The organism is Deltaproteobacteria bacterium (assembly GCA_016235345.1).
Lineage (GTDB): Bacteria > Desulfobacterota > Desulfobacteria > Desulfobacterales > Desulfatibacillaceae > JACRLG01.
Genome location: JACRLG010000016.1, coordinates 1 through 16,529, shown reverse-complemented (window position 1 = coordinate 16,529; position 16,529 = coordinate 1). Strand labels below are relative to the sequence as shown.

The following is a 16,529-nucleotide window of genomic DNA, read 5'->3' as shown; positions in this document are numbered from 1 at the left end:
CGGAACCCCGCCAGGTGGGGCTGTAATATCATGCCGCCTGATAAGGTCTTTCGCGCCTTACCCTGCAGACAATTCCAGGGCGATCACAAGCGATGAGCCGCAAGGAGAACAAGCCGGGCGGGGGAGGCCGTGTACTCAAGGTACATAACGACCCCGCCCGGCGAAGTTCGACACAGCGGATCGCGCGTGTGGACGCCCTGGTCAGGGGGCGGGGAGATAGATGAATACATCGGTCCCGCCCGGGCCTGTTTCCATGCGGATGGTTCCGCCGTGACGCTTTACCACGCTCCAGGCGATGGAAAGCCCAAGCCCCATGCCTTTTTGCGTTCCGCGTTCCTTGGTGGAGAAGTAGGGGTCATAGACCCTGGGCAGGTTCTGGGCGGGAATGCCCCTGCCCTGGTCGCTGATTACGGTTTTCACGTATCGTCCGGGCGGCAGGTTGGGAAGCGAGTCCGCTGTTTTTTCGTCTATCCGTATATTTTCCGCCGAAAGCCTTATTATTCCGCCTTCCGGCATGGACTCCATGGCGTTTCTGATTATTTCGGTGAACACGGTTTTCATCTGCCGGCGGTCTATGGACACGCCCCAGAGGTCTTTTGGAAGCGCCGTGGAATATGTGATGTCGGAGACGCCGTCCAGAAGGGAGAGACATTCGGCCAAAAGATCGGCAATCATGGCCATGCTGCGATGGGGGGAGCCGCCGGGCGAGAAGGTGATGAACTTGTAAGTGAGGTCGCGGGCCCTGTGGCAGGCTTCCATTGCGTCTTCCATGAACTGGGCCGAGGGGTCGCCAGCCGAGATGCGGCTCCTTGCCAGTTCTATGTTCAGCACCAGGATGGCCAGAAGGTTTCCGAAGTCGTGTGCGAGCCCTCCGGCCAGAACTCCCGTGGCCTCCAGCTTTTTCGCCTGTAAAAGTTCTTCCTCAAGGGTCTTGCGCCTTGTTATGTCCCGGAGAAACACCACGTTGCCTGCTGTTTTGCCGTCCGCGCCGTAGAATACCGAAGAGCTTATCTGAACGTCCAGTATCCGCCCGTCCTTGGTGGAGCGGCGGGTCTCGAACAGGAGAACCTTTTCGCCCGCCTTCATGCGCTCTATGGCGTCGCGGGTTTCGGGCCAGTTCTCATCCGGCACGAAATTGATTCTTTTTCCGATGAGCTCGCCCAGTTTCCAGCCGAAGGTTTCCTCGAAGGCGGGGTTGACGTACATGACCCTGCCCTCGTTGTCGTAAACCGCGATGGGGTCGGGGGAGAATTCCAGGAGGCTCCTGTAGCGGGCCTCGCTGGCCCGCAAGGCGTCTTCGGCGCGCTTGCGGTGGGTGATGTCACGGAAAATGCCCTGGTGAATGATCTTTTTGCCTATTACCGTGGCGCAGGCGGTGATGTGAACGGGTTTTACGAAACCGCTTTCGGTTATGATCTCCGCTTCCTCGTCCGCTATCCTTGGGGTTTGAAAGTGGCGGCGGAACATCTCCATGTAGTGGACGGCCTTCTGGGGAGGGTGAAGCACCGTCTGGTGGCGTCCTATTATGCGCTCCCTGCTGGTTTCCAGGAGGGCCTCGGCGGCCTTGTTGCAGTTTAGGATGCGCCCGGTGATGGGATCGGCCCAGAATATGGCGTCCACCGCGTTCTCAAAGGCAAGGCGGAATTTCTCCTCGCTTTCCAGGAGCGCCTCCTGGCTTTCGAGCAGCTCCCGCTGGGCCTTCTGGCGCTGATCTATGTCGGCCCTGAGGCGCCGGTTTGCCTCGGCCAGCTCGTTGTGGGCATCCTGGAGGAGTTCATCGCTTCTCATCCTCTCGGTTATGTCAACGGCCATTTCATAGCGCACCATTCGTCCGTCGGGCCAGAGCAGGGCCTTGTCCATGCAGCGGAACCACCGGCCAGTGATCAGGTTTTTCTGGTTCCATACGTATGATGATACGGCGTTTTCCCCGAAGAGGGAGGAATTGGTGCAAAACGGGCAGGGTTTATCCAGGCCCTGGAAGGCCTCGTGGCATTTTTTTCCGGTGGCGTCGCCCAACAGTTTTCGCAGGGCGGCATTGATGTAGAGCACGTCGTATGTTTGAGGGTCGGAGACATAGATTGGCTCGTCTATGCTGTCGAATATCGAAAGAAGCTGGCGGCGCTCAAGGTCGAGGTCGGCGAGCGCCCGCCTGGCCGCAGTGACGTCGTTTCCGATGCAAAGTACTTCCCGCACCTGCCCGGCGTCATCGGTTATGGCCTTGTTGGTCCAGGCTATCCAGACGCGTTCGCCGTTTTTTTTGATGTTTTCGTTTTCGTTGGCGCAGTAGTTGTCCGGGTTGTTGCAAATTTTCAGGAGAAGGTCCACAAGGTCGCGCCCGGAGGTCTCGGTTTCGGGAACTATGGTTCCCACCGCAGGTTTCCCGATAATTTCCTCTTCGGAAAAGCCGAAGAATTTCTGGGCGAAAGAGTTGAAAAAGGTGATGTTGCCGTCGTGGTCCAGGCGGAGTATGACGCTGTTGGCGGTGTCCACGACCTCCCTGTAACGGGTTTCCGAGAGGGCGAGTGCCTTTTTGAGGCCATCCAGTTCTTTTTTGAGGGAATTGAGGGACGGATCGCCGGACATGTGCGGTCTCCCTTGGCTGGTTTGGATTTTTTTTGCCAGAGGACGCCACTCCTACCACTGCGGCTGGAATGGTGCAACTGTTTTTACCTGTCATCGGTTTATGCACGAATTATGCCATATATTATTCCTGGTTTCCGAAGAAGACCGGAGCAAGGCCGTTTCGGGGAAAGGCAATGGGGCCGGGCCGTGAATCGACCGGAAACGGACTAAAAACCTGGCTGCGCATAAGAAGCCCTGCCGGGATTTTTGCGGAACCATCATAATTTTGTCGGCACTTGTAAAATGAGAGAGCGGCCTTGACACGTCCGCCCGTTATGGCCTCTTTTTGGAAAAGGCGCGCTGTCCGCAGGCTTTAATATTAAGCGGAGCATGGTTCTTTTCCGTTTTAAGGAAACCTGACCGAGGGGCGAAATGCCGGAAGCCTGCTCCTCCGCCGTTTTTGGGAGTTCGAAAGATGGAATTAAACCCTGCTCTCCGTAATAATTGTTGACGGTTCATTGCACTGCCAACGGGAAAATTTTGTATCGCTTTGGTATCTGTTTGCAAATCAGGAAGTTGTGGCATAATTTTATGAATCGGGGTGATCCTGCCCCCTTTGGGACTTGAACTGTAAGCCTGTCGGACTTACAATGGTGCCTGGAGCTGAAAATAAATATTCGGCTTTATCGGGACAGGGTGGAAACCGGAGTCAGCAGCGGCTGTCCGGCCATCCTTCGGGACTGAAAGGCGTTTGCCGGATTTCAGGCGTCCGGCAGGACCTTCAAGCCTCCTTGGTGTTTTGAGCGGAAAATGCGGGCCGCCGTTTTCGGGCGGCCTGTTGAAGCGGGAACGGCTCGATGGAACAAGACCTTCTCACATTCATGAAAATGACGGGCAAGGACCCGTCGCGCCTGATATTTGAGGACGAACTCACAAGCCTCAACAACAGACGGTTCCTTGGGCATTATTTCGAGCACAAGATCGAGTGGGAAAAGACCGGCGCAAGGCCAGTGTCCCTGGTCATGCTTGACCTGGACCATTTCAAGCTCATAAACGACACCCACGGACACCAGGCAGGGGATCAGGCCCTGGTCTTCGTGGCCAACGTAATAAGACAGGCTGCTGCGGAAATGGGAATCCCCATCCGCTACGCCGGCGACGAGTTCATGGTTCTTCTGCCCGAATCGGGAAAGGCCGACGCATTGGCCCTCGGCCAGCGCCTGGTGCAGGCCGCGCGGGACAACTCCTGCCATATTTCGGACCCTGACGTAAACCTCAGCATAACCTTCAGCGTGGGCGTGGCCACGGCCCCTGAGGACGCCGCCAACGGCAAGGAGCTTGTGGCCAGGGCGGATTCCGCCCTTTACCTGGCCAAGCGCACCGGCAGGGACAGGGTTGCGGACGCAGCCTCGGTGGACCCGGAAACCACGGCGGCCAAAAACTCCCTCGCAGCCGCCAACAGGGCCCCCACGGCGGGACGCAAGGCCCAATTGGCCCAGGTGGTTGGCCACCTTAAAAAGTTCATGCAGAAGGAGAGCCAGTTCATAATTGTAGAAGGGGCTCCCGGCACCGGCAAGACGGCCTTTCTGGACATGGTGGACCAGACCCTGGCCCGCACCAGGATTCCGCGAATAAGGGTTGCGTCCAAAGCGCACGAGCTTTTCCGGCCCTATTGCGTGGCTGCGGACATCGTGCTGGCCCTTATGGACAGGAGGCCGGACAAGGGAGTGGCCGCACTGAAAAGCCTTTCGGAGGCCGAGCGCGACGCCCTGGCCTGCGTGCTCCCGCAGCTTGCGGGCTGCGACCGAAAGTGGGAGGACGAGGAGGACGACTCCCGAAATCGGGAAATGATCTTCACCACCCTCTTCAGGTTCATACCGGCGCTTAGCGAAAAAGGCCCCCTCGTTATTTTCGTGGATGACATGCACCTTGCCGACGAGGCGAGCCTGATGCTCCTTCGCCTTTTCATCCAAAAAAAGACGCTTCCCCTTTTCGTTTGCGCCTCGGCCACGGATACCGGCTCCACCTCCGTCATACCCGACGACGACTCAACCCCCCTGGAGCGGTTCCGCTATAACCACGGAAGCGAGTTATCCATTCACAAGGTGAGGCTGACGCCCCTTTCCGATGAAGACTTGTCCACGCACCTTTCCCAGGCCTTTCCGGGAGCCGTGTTTCCCAACGGTTTCGTGAGGGAACTCGCCAGAACGAGTCAGGGCAATCCCCTGTTTCTTTCGGAAATTTTAAAAAATCTGGTCTCCGACAAGAAAATCAAGGCGTCCGAAAAAAGCTGGGCGGTTGCGCCCCTGGAAGAGGGCTATCTGCCGCGTTCCCTGGAGGAGATCATAAGCCGTAAAGTGACCAGCCTGGATGAGGAGTCCAAAAAAATCCTGGCCACGGTTTCAGCCTATGGCGACAACGTTTCCATGTCTCTTCTTTCCGGCAGCGCCGATGAAATGGAGGCCCAGGTTCAGGACTTTCTGGAACAGGCCGTCTCCCAGGGCCTTGTAAGCGTGGATTTCGCTTATAACGACGAAAACGTCAGGTTTTTGAGCTCCAGGGTGGCGGAGCTGATATACGGCGGCATGGGCGACGACCCCAGGGAAAAGATTCACGAGCGCATAGGCTCCTACCAGGAATCGCTTCACAAGGAAGGCCTTCTTCCCTCGGCGGCCATCCTGGCCTACCATTTCCAGCGCTCCGCCAACATCGAGAAGGCCAAGCTCTACGAGGCCCTACAGTCCCGGCACAACACCGTGGTGTTCAACGCCTCGGAGGCCGCCTTCTACAGCGGAGACGGCCCGCCCGACGCGATCCCCGACGAGCCCCTGGATGGCGAGGGCACAAGCCTTGTGCCCGACCTGATGCGCTCTTTTCTGATCGCCATCAGGAACACCAAGCTGTATCCCGCAGGCTCCCAGCTCACCAGAAACGCCGTGACCAAGCTGAAGTCGGTCCTGGACGCCATCCTTTTGTCCAATTCCCAGGTCCATCTGGCCCATGAAAAAAAGGCCCTTTACATCAACGGGGTCGAGGCCGACGTTTCCGATTACAAGGGCACTGCCGAAAGCTTCATCACCTTTTTGAGCAGGCTTGAACTTGCCGGAGTCATCTTCAAGCAGGGAATCTCCGAGGACGAGCTTTTCAAGATGCTTGACGCGGCGGGGCGGGTGGACCGCAAGATGATCCGGGACAAGTTCTGGGTCGAATTCGCCGCCGAACAGGGTCTGGCAAGGATCATTCTCCGCCAGGTGCGCTACGCGGAAATGAGGGAGGGGCCCGCCGTCCCCACCGAAGAGGAGGCAAGGGAGCTTGCCGCCACCCTTTCCGAGGATTGCGAGCTGTCCGAAGAGGACCTTGTTTACGCCGCAGCCGCCGTGCGAAACTTTCTGGGAGCCGCCGCCAAGATGAGGCTCTATCCCCCTGAGGGGCCGGTGGCAGCCATTGCCATAGAGCAGGTGATGGAGTCCCTTAAAAATTTTTTCGCCCGCCAGCCGTATCTTACCCTCGCTCGTGTGGGAACGACGTTTCTGGCCAACGGGGTCAGGGTGGAGCACCCGGAATTCGAAAAGCTCACCCCGGCCCTTCTGCGCTACCTGGAAACATGCGGTATAAAGAGCATCACCTTCCTGCCCAAAAGCACCACGGCGGATTTCGTGGCCTTTTTCAGAACCGCAGCCAACCGTCCCCAGGAAAACGTGGACGCCGCCTTCTGGACAGGTTCGGCCAGGGAGCAGGGCATATCGGGAATCCTTTTTGACCAGGCCGTTTACGGCATCCTGGAAAGCCAGACAAAGGCGGCGGGCCTTCCCGAAGACGAAGAATCCCTGGAAGACGGAGAGACCGGCATAGCCCAGGAGGGAGCGGAAGAAGCTGAAGCCGAGAAAAAATCCCGGAAGGAAAAACGCGATCCCGTCCAGGAAGCCCCGGAACTGGTCCGCGACCTCTTTTTAAAAGGCGAGGCCGAAAATGCCGCGATGGAGCTGGAAAACCTTTTTTCCATCTACACCCAAGGCGACGGCACAAAAAAGCTCGCGGTGATCCAGGCGGTGAAAAGCCTCGCCGAAGCCCCGGACCTGAATTCCCAGGCCCCCTTTCTCAAGCTTTTGGCCGAGCCGACCCTTGCCGCCTTTTCAGCCGAATCCGAATCCGAATCCCTCGCAAGGCTCGTGTCGGTCCTGGTGGGTGTCGCTTCCAGCATGGTGGAGATTTCCGACTACAACCTGGCCACCTGGGTCCTGGGAAGGCTCAACCAGAGAAGGGACAGCCTCTACGAGTCGGATTCCGAGAAGGACTACGACCTTGCCGACCGCATCGTCATCCTTCTTCCTCCCCAGACCGAAAAGCTCCTGGTCACCGACGCCGCATCCTCGGACTCCGAACGAAGGCAGGCGGCGCTGTCCATAATGGGCGGCTTAGGCCCCGCCGCCGTTCCGCTCCTTCTTTCCGTCATCAAGGAAAGCGACGATCCCCGCACCAGGCAGGTGGCGGCTTCCGCCATCTCAAAGGCCGGGGACGAGGCCGTCGGCCTTTTCAAGGCGGAGCTGGCCACCGATTCCGAACCCGCCCACCGGGCCGGTATGCTGACCGTGGCCGATCTGGTTGACCGCGACCTGGGCTCGGAAATCGCCATAGCCTTAGGCGACGGAAACCCCAAGGTGCGCCACGCCGCCTTCGGTCTGGCCGAGCGCCTTGGCGGGGTGGAGATAACAACCCTGCTCATGTCTTACGTCGACAACTCCGATGTCCCCCTGGCCGAAGGGGCGATACGCACCCTGGGGCGCATATGCTCGAAAAACGCGGTTCCGGCCCTCGTCGAGGTGGTGAGGTCGGCAAAGGAGCCAAGAACCATCACAGCAGCCTGCACCGCCCTGGGATGCCTCTGCTCCAAAGAAGCCGTGGAGCCCATCGCGCGCCTTCTGAAGCCCAGGGGTTTCCTCTGGTTCAAAAAGGAGCAGCCCGCCGCAGTCAGGGCCGCCGCAGCCCTGGCCCTGGCCTCCATTGCAGACCCCGCAGGACTCGAAGTTTTAGCCACCCTGGCCGATGACCCGGAACCCCGCGTCAGGGAGGCCGTAAAACGCGCGTTCCCCGGAAAAACCCCCGAAAAGTGAAAAGCATTCCGAAAGCCCCGCCAAGGATGAACTCCTGCGATATTCCCGCGCCCGGTCCGAACGGGTTTCCCGTCCTTCGGGAACTCGCCGTCCGGTGGAGTTCAAGGCGAAAACCTTGTTCCGAAAACCTTAAAACCCAAAGCCAAAGGAAGAAGATGCATGGATACGCCCGATTTCGATGAAATGAACCGCGACGACCTCTTTCTCTACGTGGAGTTAATATTGAAGGCCAAGGGCCTTGGTTCCGTAACCGAAACCTGGAGGGAAACCGCAGTGAAGATCGAGGCCACAGACCCCGAACTGGCGGAAATGCTGCACAAGGCCATGGATCGCTGGAATGAAATGAACTGATAGAGTGCGCACAAGCGCGAACTGCGGCGTTGCGCATCGCCTCGCGTGTCGGTCACGTACAAAAACGTACGCTCCCTCCCCGCTCGCTCGCGCGCCTGGCATTTCATCGCTTGTGCGCACTCTATCATCGTGGTTTCAAATAATGGGAAACGTGAAAGAAAGTGCTTTAAGGTTAACCCTTCAAACCTATTGCACAAAAAGGCCATTGGGCGGGTACGCTCCCTCCCCGCTCGCTCGCGCGCCTGGCATTTCATCGTTTGCGCCCATCCTGGCCGATGCCTGAAAGACCGGACTTGAGCCTCATCGAACAAACATTCATCCATCTTGACGGCATCGGGCACAGGACCGAAAGGCGGCTGTGGGACAGGGGAATCCGCACGTGGCGGGATTTTCTCGACCGGAACAGGATGGTGTTTTCCCCCGGCAGAGACGCCGCCATCAGGGGTGTGCTGAAGGAAAGCATTGCGCACCGGGATGATCCGGGCTGGTTCTGGGAAAGGCTTCCGGCCCAGGAAACCTGGCGTCTTTTCGGCGATTTCGGCCACGACGCGTGTTACCTCGACATCGAAACCGCTGGCCTTGATTTCGGCATGGACGAAATTACCGTCATCGGCCTGTATGGAAAGCGCGGCCCGGAAAGCTTCGTGGCGGGCTTTAACCTCGATGATTTCGAGGCGGCTGTGGCCGATTACGGGATGGTCGTAACCTTCAACGGGGCAGGATTCGATCTCCCCTTCATAAGGCGGGCCTTTCCCAACATCTGGCTTCCCAAGGCCCACATCGACCTAAGGTTCGTGCTGCGTAAGCTGGGCCTTACGGGTGGATTGAAAAAAATCGAGCACGAAACGGGGATTTCCAGGTCAGCCGACATAGACGGTCTAAACGGCCTGGACGCGGTGTATCTGTGGCGCAACTGGCAAAACGGGGACAGGGAGTCCCTGGACCGGCTGGTGGCCTACAACCGGGCGGACGCCGAAAACCTCGAACCCCTGATGAATCTGGCCTTCGAGCGTCTCCTCGCCCGGAACATCCCCCCGAAGGATTGATTTGACGCGGCCTTGACCAAAAGCCCTTTCGCGTGTAGAAAATTTCGTGCTTTTTCAATAATCCGCGAATCGGAGAAAAAATGGACGACTATTTGGTCTGGATGGACCTTGAAATGACGGGCTTAAACCCGGATACGGCGGTGATCGTCGAAATAGCCACCCTGATTACGGACAAGGACGCAAACCTTGTGGCAGAAGGGCCGGTGATCGCCATCAGCCATCCCCCGGAAGTGATCGCGGCCATGGATTCCTGGAGCCGGGAGCATCACGAACAGTCCGGCCTTCTGGCCCGGATGCTGGCCTCGAAAATTGATAACGCAGAGGCCGAAAGGTTGACGCTCGCCTTCGTGTCGGCCCACGTGAAGGAAAAGACGGTGCCCCTGTGCGGCAACTCAATATGGCAGGACCGTCGCTTCCTGGTGAAATACATGCCCGCTTTAAACGAGTATCTTCATTACAGGATGGTGGATGTCTCCACCATAAAGGAGCTTGTGAAGCGCTGGTATCCGAATCTTCCCCGCTACGAGAAGAATAACGCCCACACCGCCTTAAGCGACATCATGGAATCCATCGGGGAACTCAAATTCTACCGGCAAAGGCTTTTCGTGAAACCCGAAGACCTTCAAAAGGTATGACTCGGCCCATAGGCTGAACGAAAATTTCAAGGTCTCACCCCTTGCTGAAACAGGAGCTTCCAATGGCCCACAGGGTATGCCCCCCCATCATCGGCTACGTTCTGCTCAATCCCTTGCGCAAATTGATAGAAAACCCGGAACGCATGTTCTCCCCCCACGTTCTTCCGGGAATGACGGTTCTGGAGCCGGGCTGCGGCATGGGCTACTTCACCCTTCCGCTGGCAAGGCTGGTGGGGCCCGAAGGAAGGGTGATCACCGTTGACATTCAGCCCAAAATGCTCTCCGTTCTGGAAAAAAGGGCGAAAAAGGCGGGGCTTTCCCAAAGGATAGAAACAAGGTGCGTGGCCCCAGGAAGCCTTGGCATAGCCGATCTCAAAAACTCGGTGGACTTTGCTGCGGCCATCCACATGGTTCACGAAATGCCGGATCAGGCGGCGCTTTTTTGCGAGATATACGGCGCGCTTAAGCCTGGCGGAAGAATGTTCGTGAAGGAGCCGGGCGGCCACGTGAAGTTGGCCGAGTTTGAAAAAACGCTGGAAATTGCAGGCAAGGCGGGTTTTTCAACGGAACCGGCTTTTTCGGATTTGTCAAAAAGACGGCTTCTTCTTATAAAGCCCCCAGAAGCCTGATTCATGGCCCTGCGCCTGAAAACGACGGTGAAGCGCCCCTTTTTACGGCAAAAAAGCGCTTCACCGTTTTTTGTCCCTCGCGGCTTAAAAATTTTCCGAAAAACCCCGGTCATGCTTTGGGGGCGAATACCAGACAAAGTTCCAGGGGAAGCTCCCTGTCGTTATGTTTTTGCTGGATCATGAGCCTTTTCTCCCCCACGGCCCAAACCGCAGCGAAGTCCGCCCATTGATCCGCCGGGAAACCCTTTTCGCCTGAAGCTCCCGCAAAAAGCGGCGGCCCTAAAAGGGCCTTGGAGTAATGGACCGCCTGCTCGAAAAGAGCCTGGAATTCATCCTGCTTTTGGGAAAAGGCTGTTTCGTCCAGAAGGTGAGGGTCCTTGAAATCCGCAAGTATGAACTCGATCCAGGTGACGGCGTCCCCGTCCGTCGCTATCCTGAGCCTTGCTCCGTCCGGACAGGAGAAGTACAATTCCTCGTACTCCTCGCCGGTCGGCCTGAAACCCAGGGACTCCGCCTGTCGGGCAGCCCCGGCCTTATCCCATTTCCAGGCGGTTGACCTGTAAGTCACAAGGAGCCTTCCCAGGGCTGAAATCACTTCGATGGCCGATGGCCCGGGCGGCCCGGGAGCTTCCTCAACCCGTCCCACAGGCTCGGCCACGGGTTCAATCCTGACCTTTTCCTCTTCCTCTATGGTCAGGAAGAACGAGGCCGACTCAAGGCCCTTTAAGTCCATTTTAACAAAGGGGAAGGAAACGTTGATCGCCCCGCGAAATCCCGCCATGCCATCTGGCATCGCCGACCCCATTATTTCCTGGTCTGTCATGCCCTGTTCGGAAGAACGGGCCGATGCGGGCCATGTAATGCTCCAGCCCCTTCCGATGCGGTGCGCTCGGCTGAGGGCGTCCAAGGCAATTTCCCCTGCAGTGCGCTCGGAAGACTGGCCGATGAATAAGATGTCGTGGAGTCCGAACTCCCTCATTATCCAGCCATAGTCGTCGGGCTTGGCGACACTGGCGATGGGGGAGATGAGGGCCGCTGCATTTTTCATTTCTTCCTTGCCCGGAAGGGAAATGAAGGAAAGCCGCCAGGTGATGAAGGACTTTTTCATGGCTGTCTATCCCTGTTTGGGCGGATTGGAGTTTACCCAATATTTTGCAGGCAGGGCAGGGCGGTTTTGCTTCTCGATTTCACTCGCGCCATCCCTGCTTTCCCACCAGGGGAACGAACCTGCACCCGCCAAGGTCGTATTCCCTGAACCCGTTGTCGTCTTTTACCAGAAGCATGAGATTTTGAAGCCCCTCGTCCCCGACCGGTATCACCATGCGCCCTCCCTTGGCGAGCTGGGCCTTGAGCGCGGACGGAACCGAAGGCGAGCCCGCCGTAACCAGAATGGCGTCAAAGGGCGCTTCCTCAGGCCAGCCAAGGGTTCCATCTCCGCACCGGAAACTGATGTTCAAGTATCCAAGCTCGGAAAGCAGGGATTTTGCCTCTGCATGGAGGGGCTCCACCCGTTCAATTGTGTAAACCCTCCTGGCTATCTCCGCCAAAATGGCGGTCTGGTAGCCTGAGCCCGTGCCTATTTCCAGCACCCGGTCTCTTGGGGTGAGGCTTAAAGCCTGGGTCATTTCCGCCACGATGAAGGGCTGGGAGATGGTCTGGCCCTCCCCGATGGGCAGGGGGTGATCCTCGTAAGCCTCGTCCCTGAAATCCTCTCTCACGAACAAGTGGCGCGGAATTTTGCGCATGGCCGCAAGCACGGCGGGATCAGATACGCCCCGCATCCTGATCTGCTCCGTCACCATCCGTTCGCGCAGGGAATCGAGGTTCATGCAGGGTCTCCATTTTATGGGTTCATCATTATTTACCAACTGCTCAAGACTTCGTCAACAGGGGCAACGGAAGTCAAACAAGGAGAGGCAGCCTGGGGGGAATAATGCATAACCTTGAAAACGCGTGATTTTTCTTGACAACAGGCCCTGACAATTGGCTCTTATGATGCTGTGTATCCGGTTAAAAATCATACGGTCGAAAGGCTTCAATTGGGCGCGATGATCAAGCGGCTGGACAGGATGCTGTTTCCCTTTTTTTCCGCCTGGGCCGTCGTGGCCTACATGCACGCGATCCAGACCATTTACGTGTTCTGGAAACTGCCGTACAATTTTGCGATCTGGCTTTTTTTCGCCCCGGTTCTCCTGGCCGAGTACTTCTGTTCGGGCCGTTTCAGGCTCATGCATTCGCAAAAGGCTAAGGAAACCATCCGCTCAGGCATACTTTTCCCGGCCTTTCTGGCAAACTCCTTCTTCTGGCTTGTTTTTTTTTCCGGCTGGGTCGTCTTCGTGGGCTACTTCAGCCGGTTCAATCCCGCATTTCAACTTTACGGTACCTATTTTTTCGCGCTAACCCTGGCCTTGTGGACTTCAATGGCATGGATGGCCATTGCCGGAATCGCCGCATGGCTTATTTTTTACCTTTATTTCACGGTGAAAAGGGGGCGGTTTCGCATAGCCGCGAGCGTGATTCCGTATTTTTTCCTCACGCTGTGTTTTTTCGCCCACCAGTGGTACCTTGGCGGCCCCGGTCGTTTTCCGGCTGAAAAGGTCGCGGCCCAGCCCGGAGTGGTCAAGTTGTTCGATTCGGTCGAACTGCAGGCCGCCATGGACCGTGATCCCATGCTGCGCGGGCGGGTGCTGCGGCCCGAATGGGAAAGGTTTGAATCGAAGGAAACCATAAGGGCGGTTCCCAACGCCAGAAGCATATGGGTGAACGATGCCCAGGATACGCTTTTCCTCACCTACGGCGTTACCTACGTACAGCAGCTTACCTATCCCATGCTTGTGCGCAAGGACCTTTTGACGGGTGAAATCAGATACGTCCTCACGGATTCCAACGTGCGCCAGACATGGTACACCGAAGACTCCGTTTTTCTCGCCCCCTGGCACGACCATCACATCTACGAGCTTGACGCAAAAGATCTGTCCATCAAAAGGGTGATTGAAAGCCAGGTCCGCCTGCTCCCCATCCTGTGGGAGCCCATGAGCGTCATAAAGGACATCGCCTCTGAACGCATAGTGGTGGCCACGGAGTTTTACCCGGCCCTCCTTTTATACGACCTTGAAACAGGGAATCTCCTGCACGGAAGAAACCTTTCCGCAGAGGGGTACATGGGCAGGGGCGATACTGCGTGGTGCCCGGTTCAATCCAAAAAAACCGGAAAGATGTATTTCATCCTCACTCCGGGCAAGGCGGACCTCATCGAGGTTGACCCGGACAACCTTGAGATTTTGCGGACCCTTGACCTTGGCTGGACCCTGGGGACCGCTCTTGCCTTGGACGAGGAAAGCGGGACCTTGTATTTTCAGTCCGGGGTTTACAATTCCCTCTATGCCGTTGATCTTAAAACCTTTACGGTGAGGCGCACCTACAGGGGGGCGGTCCACGCAAGAAGGCTGCGCCTCGATTTAAAGCGTAACGCGATTTACATACTCGATTATTCCGGCGGACGCCTCATCGCCCTTGACCTCGCTTCAGGAGAGCGCGCATGGGAACTCAGGATGGGGGGGCGTCCGCACGGGATATGTATCAAAGGCGATACCGCTTGGGTCCACTCCATGGCCGGGGCCTTCCGGGTTGACCTCGCCGCTCAATGGGCAGGGGTTTCCGCCAAGCGTTGAGAAACCGCTTCGGTTGCGGGCGGACAGGCTGCATAAGGGAAAGGAACCTCAAATTCATGGCAGAAGGCCGATCCGGATTTAAAAAGATAATGCTCATATCGCCGCCGCTCAGGTTCGGCCTCTTAAGCGCCCGCTCCATGACGCCCCCCCTGGGCCTGCTTTACGTGGCCTCCAACGTGCGCGATCTTGCTGACGTGGTTGTGCTGGACGCCTTTGCGGAAGGTTTCGACACCATAAGAACCCATGACGCCCGAACCCAGGTGAGCGGCATGGAGGATTGCGACATATTGCGGCGGATAGAGGAATGCAGGCCAGACATCGTGGGCATTTCATGCCTTTTTTCCATAAGCTTTCCTGTTGCGGCGAGGCTTTTCAGGGAAATCCGCCGAAGGTTTCCAGAAATCATAACTGTCGCCGGAGGTGGGCATGTTTCCTGCCTGCCGGAGATCGTTATGGAAGAAAACCCGGCCATCGATTACATCGTCATCGGCGAGGGGGAGAAATCCTTTCGGGACCTCATCGTTTGCCTTGATAACGGCCATAGGCCCGCTGAAGTTGACGGGGTCGCCTATCGCCTTGGAGGGCAGGTGATCGTCAATAAAAAGGAGGTTTTTCTCGGTAAGCTGGATGAGCTTCCAAGGCCGTCATGGGACCTTGTTCCGGTTGAGTCATACAGGAGCAACTGCCTCCTTCTTCAGTACATGATGCCCGGAGCAGGCCCCCACGGCCTGCTGCAGTTTTCAAGGGGATGCCCTCACGGCTGCCTTTTCTGCGCCACCACCCGCTTTTGGGGGAGCAGACATCGGCAGCGCGATGTCCGGTTGGTCCTGGACGAGATGGAAGAACTGGTCGGGCGATACGGTTTTCGCAGCCTCTCTTTTGTGGACGACAATTTCATGATCAACAAGCGCCGGGCGATTGAGCTCATGGAAGGAATGATCGAGCGGCGGATAAACGTTCCCTGGTTTCCGATGGGGCTCGACTTCGAACACCTGGACGAGGAAACCCTTTCGCTTATGTGGCGTAGCGGCTGCCGCTCCCTGTGTCTTTCCCTCGAAAGCGGAAGCACTACCATTATCTCCCGCTATATGCAAAAACCTCATGATCTCGAAAAAGCCCGCAGAATTATCGAAAGCGCCCAAAAAATGGGGTTCCGGTTTTTGCTGAACTTCATGGTGGGTTTTCCCGAAGAAACCAGGAATACCTTGCAAGAGACTTTCGACTACATCAAAACTCTGTCAGGCGGCGTTTTCCAGTTCAACATGGTGTCGCCCTTCGCGGGTACGGCGCTTGAAAGGGAGTGCAGGGAAACGGGGTCGCTTTCCGGGGATTTTGATTATACCGAGCTAAGCCACACAAGAAGTTTCATAAAGACCAGGGACTTTACTCCCAACGAGCTTACCCGTCACGTGCAAAGAAAACAGCTTCTCCTGTTGCTTTACCTGTTTTTTAGGCACCCCCTTGGAGGAGTGAAAAGCTCCCTGCCCCTTTTAAAAAGCTCCTTCGTGGCCAGGGAATTTTTACGGCTTTCATGGGTTAGGGTCATTGGCAGGGTCTGACGGATATCGATATTGTCCGGTTTCATTTTTCAGATGGCCATTGACAGATTTCGTCATTCCGGGCTTTGCGCCTTAAGTCGGCTTCGGCATTTGCGGGTTTTTACCGGGCCCGGCGCAAGTCACCGGTTTACATATGTTTTCTCTCCATCACGACCGGCGGTTTTTCAAACAAACGGGACTAAATCCCGCTCGCCGAAATATTTCAGCAGGCGGAAATTTTTAATTTCAGGGAAAAAAATGCTTGAGGGATTAAGCGGCTTGGGCTATGGTACGGATTCCGCCGAGGGAGCAATCGTCGGCATTTGAAAACAAAGGTCCAAGGTGTCGACCCTTGAATTTACAAGCCCGATGCGTCGGCCTTTGAATTTACAAGCCCGCTCCGTCGGCATTTGAACATATAAGCCGGAGTCAACACCTGAATAACTAATCTCTCGGCGCCTGTATTTTATCTTACACTCTCCCTGAACGTGTATTTAACCTACACTCTCCCGGAGCCGGTATTTTGCAGCAGAACCTCCGGAATTGGCATTTGATTGTGTAAGTTTTCGGAGCCGAAGTTTAAAACATAAGCCCCCGTAGCTCAGTGGATAGAGCAATGGATTCCTAATCCATGTGCCGCAAGTTCGATTCTCGCCGGGGGCACCAATTAAATCAAGGGGTTAGGCCATAAACGGCTTAACCCCTTTTTCGTTGCCTTCGGTTTTATCCCGCTCCTATCCCGCTATAAATTTTTATCCCGCTTTTATCCCGCTCACCACCGCCACGGATAAGGCGACACCACCACCGGCCAGGGAGATACTTTCCGGGGTGATCCGGGCAAGGGGTGCCCTGCTCCCCAAAAACTGGACCGTTTGATATGTTAGAATCCTCTAAAACCGGGAAGGAGGATTTTGATGAAGGTGAAGCGGTTCAGTCAGGAAGAGATTATCGGGATTCTGAAGGAGGCGGACTGCGAGGGCGTGACT

10 protein-coding genes and 1 tRNA gene are annotated in these 16,529 nt (G+C 56.6%); 8 read left to right on the top strand and 3 right to left on the bottom strand.

Annotated elements, in window-relative coordinates; translation table 11 throughout:
* Positions 1-201 precede the first annotated feature (201 nt).
* Positions 202-2,583 carry a PAS domain S-box protein gene (locus HZB23_08355; protein ID MBI5844664.1) on the bottom strand — a complete coding sequence of 794 codons (2,382 nt, stop codon included), beginning with the start codon at positions 2,581-2,583 and terminating at the stop codon, positions 202-204.
* Positions 2,584-3,419: 836 nt separating this feature from the next.
* Here HZB23_08355 and HZB23_08350 point away from each other — a divergent pair.
* The 5 genes from HZB23_08350 (at position 3,420) to HZB23_08330 (ending at position 10,334) form a co-directional block, all read left to right on the top strand.
* Positions 3,420-7,673 (top strand): diguanylate cyclase, encoded by a 4,254-nt coding sequence (locus tag HZB23_08350; GenBank protein ID MBI5844663.1) that lies wholly within the window; start codon positions 3,420-3,422, stop codon positions 7,671-7,673.
* A gap of 159 nt (positions 7,674-7,832) precedes the next feature.
* Complete coding sequence (locus HZB23_08345) at positions 7,833-8,024, top strand: hypothetical protein (GenBank protein MBI5844662.1); 192 nt, start codon at positions 7,833-7,835, stop codon at positions 8,022-8,024.
* A gap of 293 nt (positions 8,025-8,317) precedes the next feature.
* Positions 8,318-9,070: a ribonuclease H-like domain-containing protein gene (locus HZB23_08340; protein ID MBI5844661.1), complete on the top strand. Its 753-nt coding sequence runs from the start codon at positions 8,318-8,320 to the stop codon at positions 9,068-9,070.
* A gap of 80 nt (positions 9,071-9,150) precedes the next feature.
* Entirely contained in the window at positions 9,151-9,705 is a 555-nt protein-coding gene (gene orn, locus HZB23_08335; GenBank protein MBI5844660.1) for an oligoribonuclease, read from the top strand.
* Positions 9,706-9,767: 62 nt separating this feature from the next.
* On the top strand, positions 9,768-10,334 hold the full coding sequence (locus HZB23_08330) for a class I SAM-dependent methyltransferase (GenBank protein MBI5844659.1): 567 nt from the start codon (positions 9,768-9,770) through the stop codon (positions 10,332-10,334).
* 109 nt (positions 10,335-10,443) lie between these two features.
* Here the strand turns inward: HZB23_08330 and HZB23_08325 are convergent, their stop codons facing one another.
* Both HZB23_08325 and HZB23_08320 read right to left on the bottom strand, forming a co-directional pair.
* A complete protein-coding gene (locus HZB23_08325) occupies positions 10,444-11,442 on the bottom strand; it encodes a hypothetical protein (GenBank protein ID MBI5844658.1) in 999 nt (332 codons plus the stop codon).
* A 79-nt stretch (positions 11,443-11,521) separates the two neighbouring features.
* Positions 11,522-12,163: a protein-L-isoaspartate(D-aspartate) O-methyltransferase gene (locus tag HZB23_08320; GenBank protein MBI5844657.1), complete on the bottom strand. Its 642-nt coding sequence runs from the start codon at positions 12,161-12,163 to the stop codon at positions 11,522-11,524.
* Positions 12,164-12,373: 210 nt separating this feature from the next.
* On the opposite strand from HZB23_08320, the gene HZB23_08315 reads away from it, so the two are divergent.
* From HZB23_08315 to HZB23_08305, 3 genes are all read left to right on the top strand, one after another.
* On the top strand, positions 12,374-14,005 hold the full coding sequence (locus HZB23_08315; protein MBI5844656.1) for a PQQ-binding-like beta-propeller repeat protein: 1,632 nt from the start codon (positions 12,374-12,376) through the stop codon (positions 14,003-14,005).
* Between the two features lie 56 nt (positions 14,006-14,061).
* On the top strand, positions 14,062-15,564 hold the full coding sequence (locus tag HZB23_08310; protein MBI5844655.1) for a cobalamin B12-binding domain-containing protein: 1,503 nt from the start codon (positions 14,062-14,064) through the stop codon (positions 15,562-15,564).
* A gap of 569 nt (positions 15,565-16,133) precedes the next feature.
* Positions 16,134-16,209: transfer RNA gene (locus tag HZB23_08305), tRNA-Arg, on the top strand.
* Positions 16,210-16,529: the final 320 nt, after the last annotated feature.

Bases quoted from the DNA above. Each gene is read 5' to 3' on its own strand.
- orn (MBI5844660.1), top strand. From the start codon at position 9,151: ATGGACGACTATTTGGTCTGGATGGACCTTGAAATGACGGGCTTAAAC.
- HZB23_08325 (MBI5844658.1), bottom strand. From the start codon at position 11,442: ATGAAAAAGTCCTTCATCACCTGGCGGCTTTCCTTCATTTCCCTTCCG.
- HZB23_08310 (MBI5844655.1), top strand. From the start codon at position 14,062: ATGGCAGAAGGCCGATCCGGATTTAAAAAGATAATGCTCATATCGCCG.
- HZB23_08320 (MBI5844657.1), bottom strand. From the start codon at position 12,163: ATGAACCTCGATTCCCTGCGCGAACGGATGGTGACGGAGCAGATCAGG.
- HZB23_08350 (MBI5844663.1), top strand. From the start codon at position 3,420: ATGGAACAAGACCTTCTCACATTCATGAAAATGACGGGCAAGGACCCG.
- HZB23_08355 (MBI5844664.1), bottom strand. From the start codon at position 2,583: ATGTCCGGCGATCCGTCCCTCAATTCCCTCAAAAAAGAACTGGATGGC.
- HZB23_08345 (MBI5844662.1), top strand. From the start codon at position 7,833: ATGGATACGCCCGATTTCGATGAAATGAACCGCGACGACCTCTTTCTC.
- HZB23_08330 (MBI5844659.1), top strand. From the start codon at position 9,768: ATGGCCCACAGGGTATGCCCCCCCATCATCGGCTACGTTCTGCTCAAT.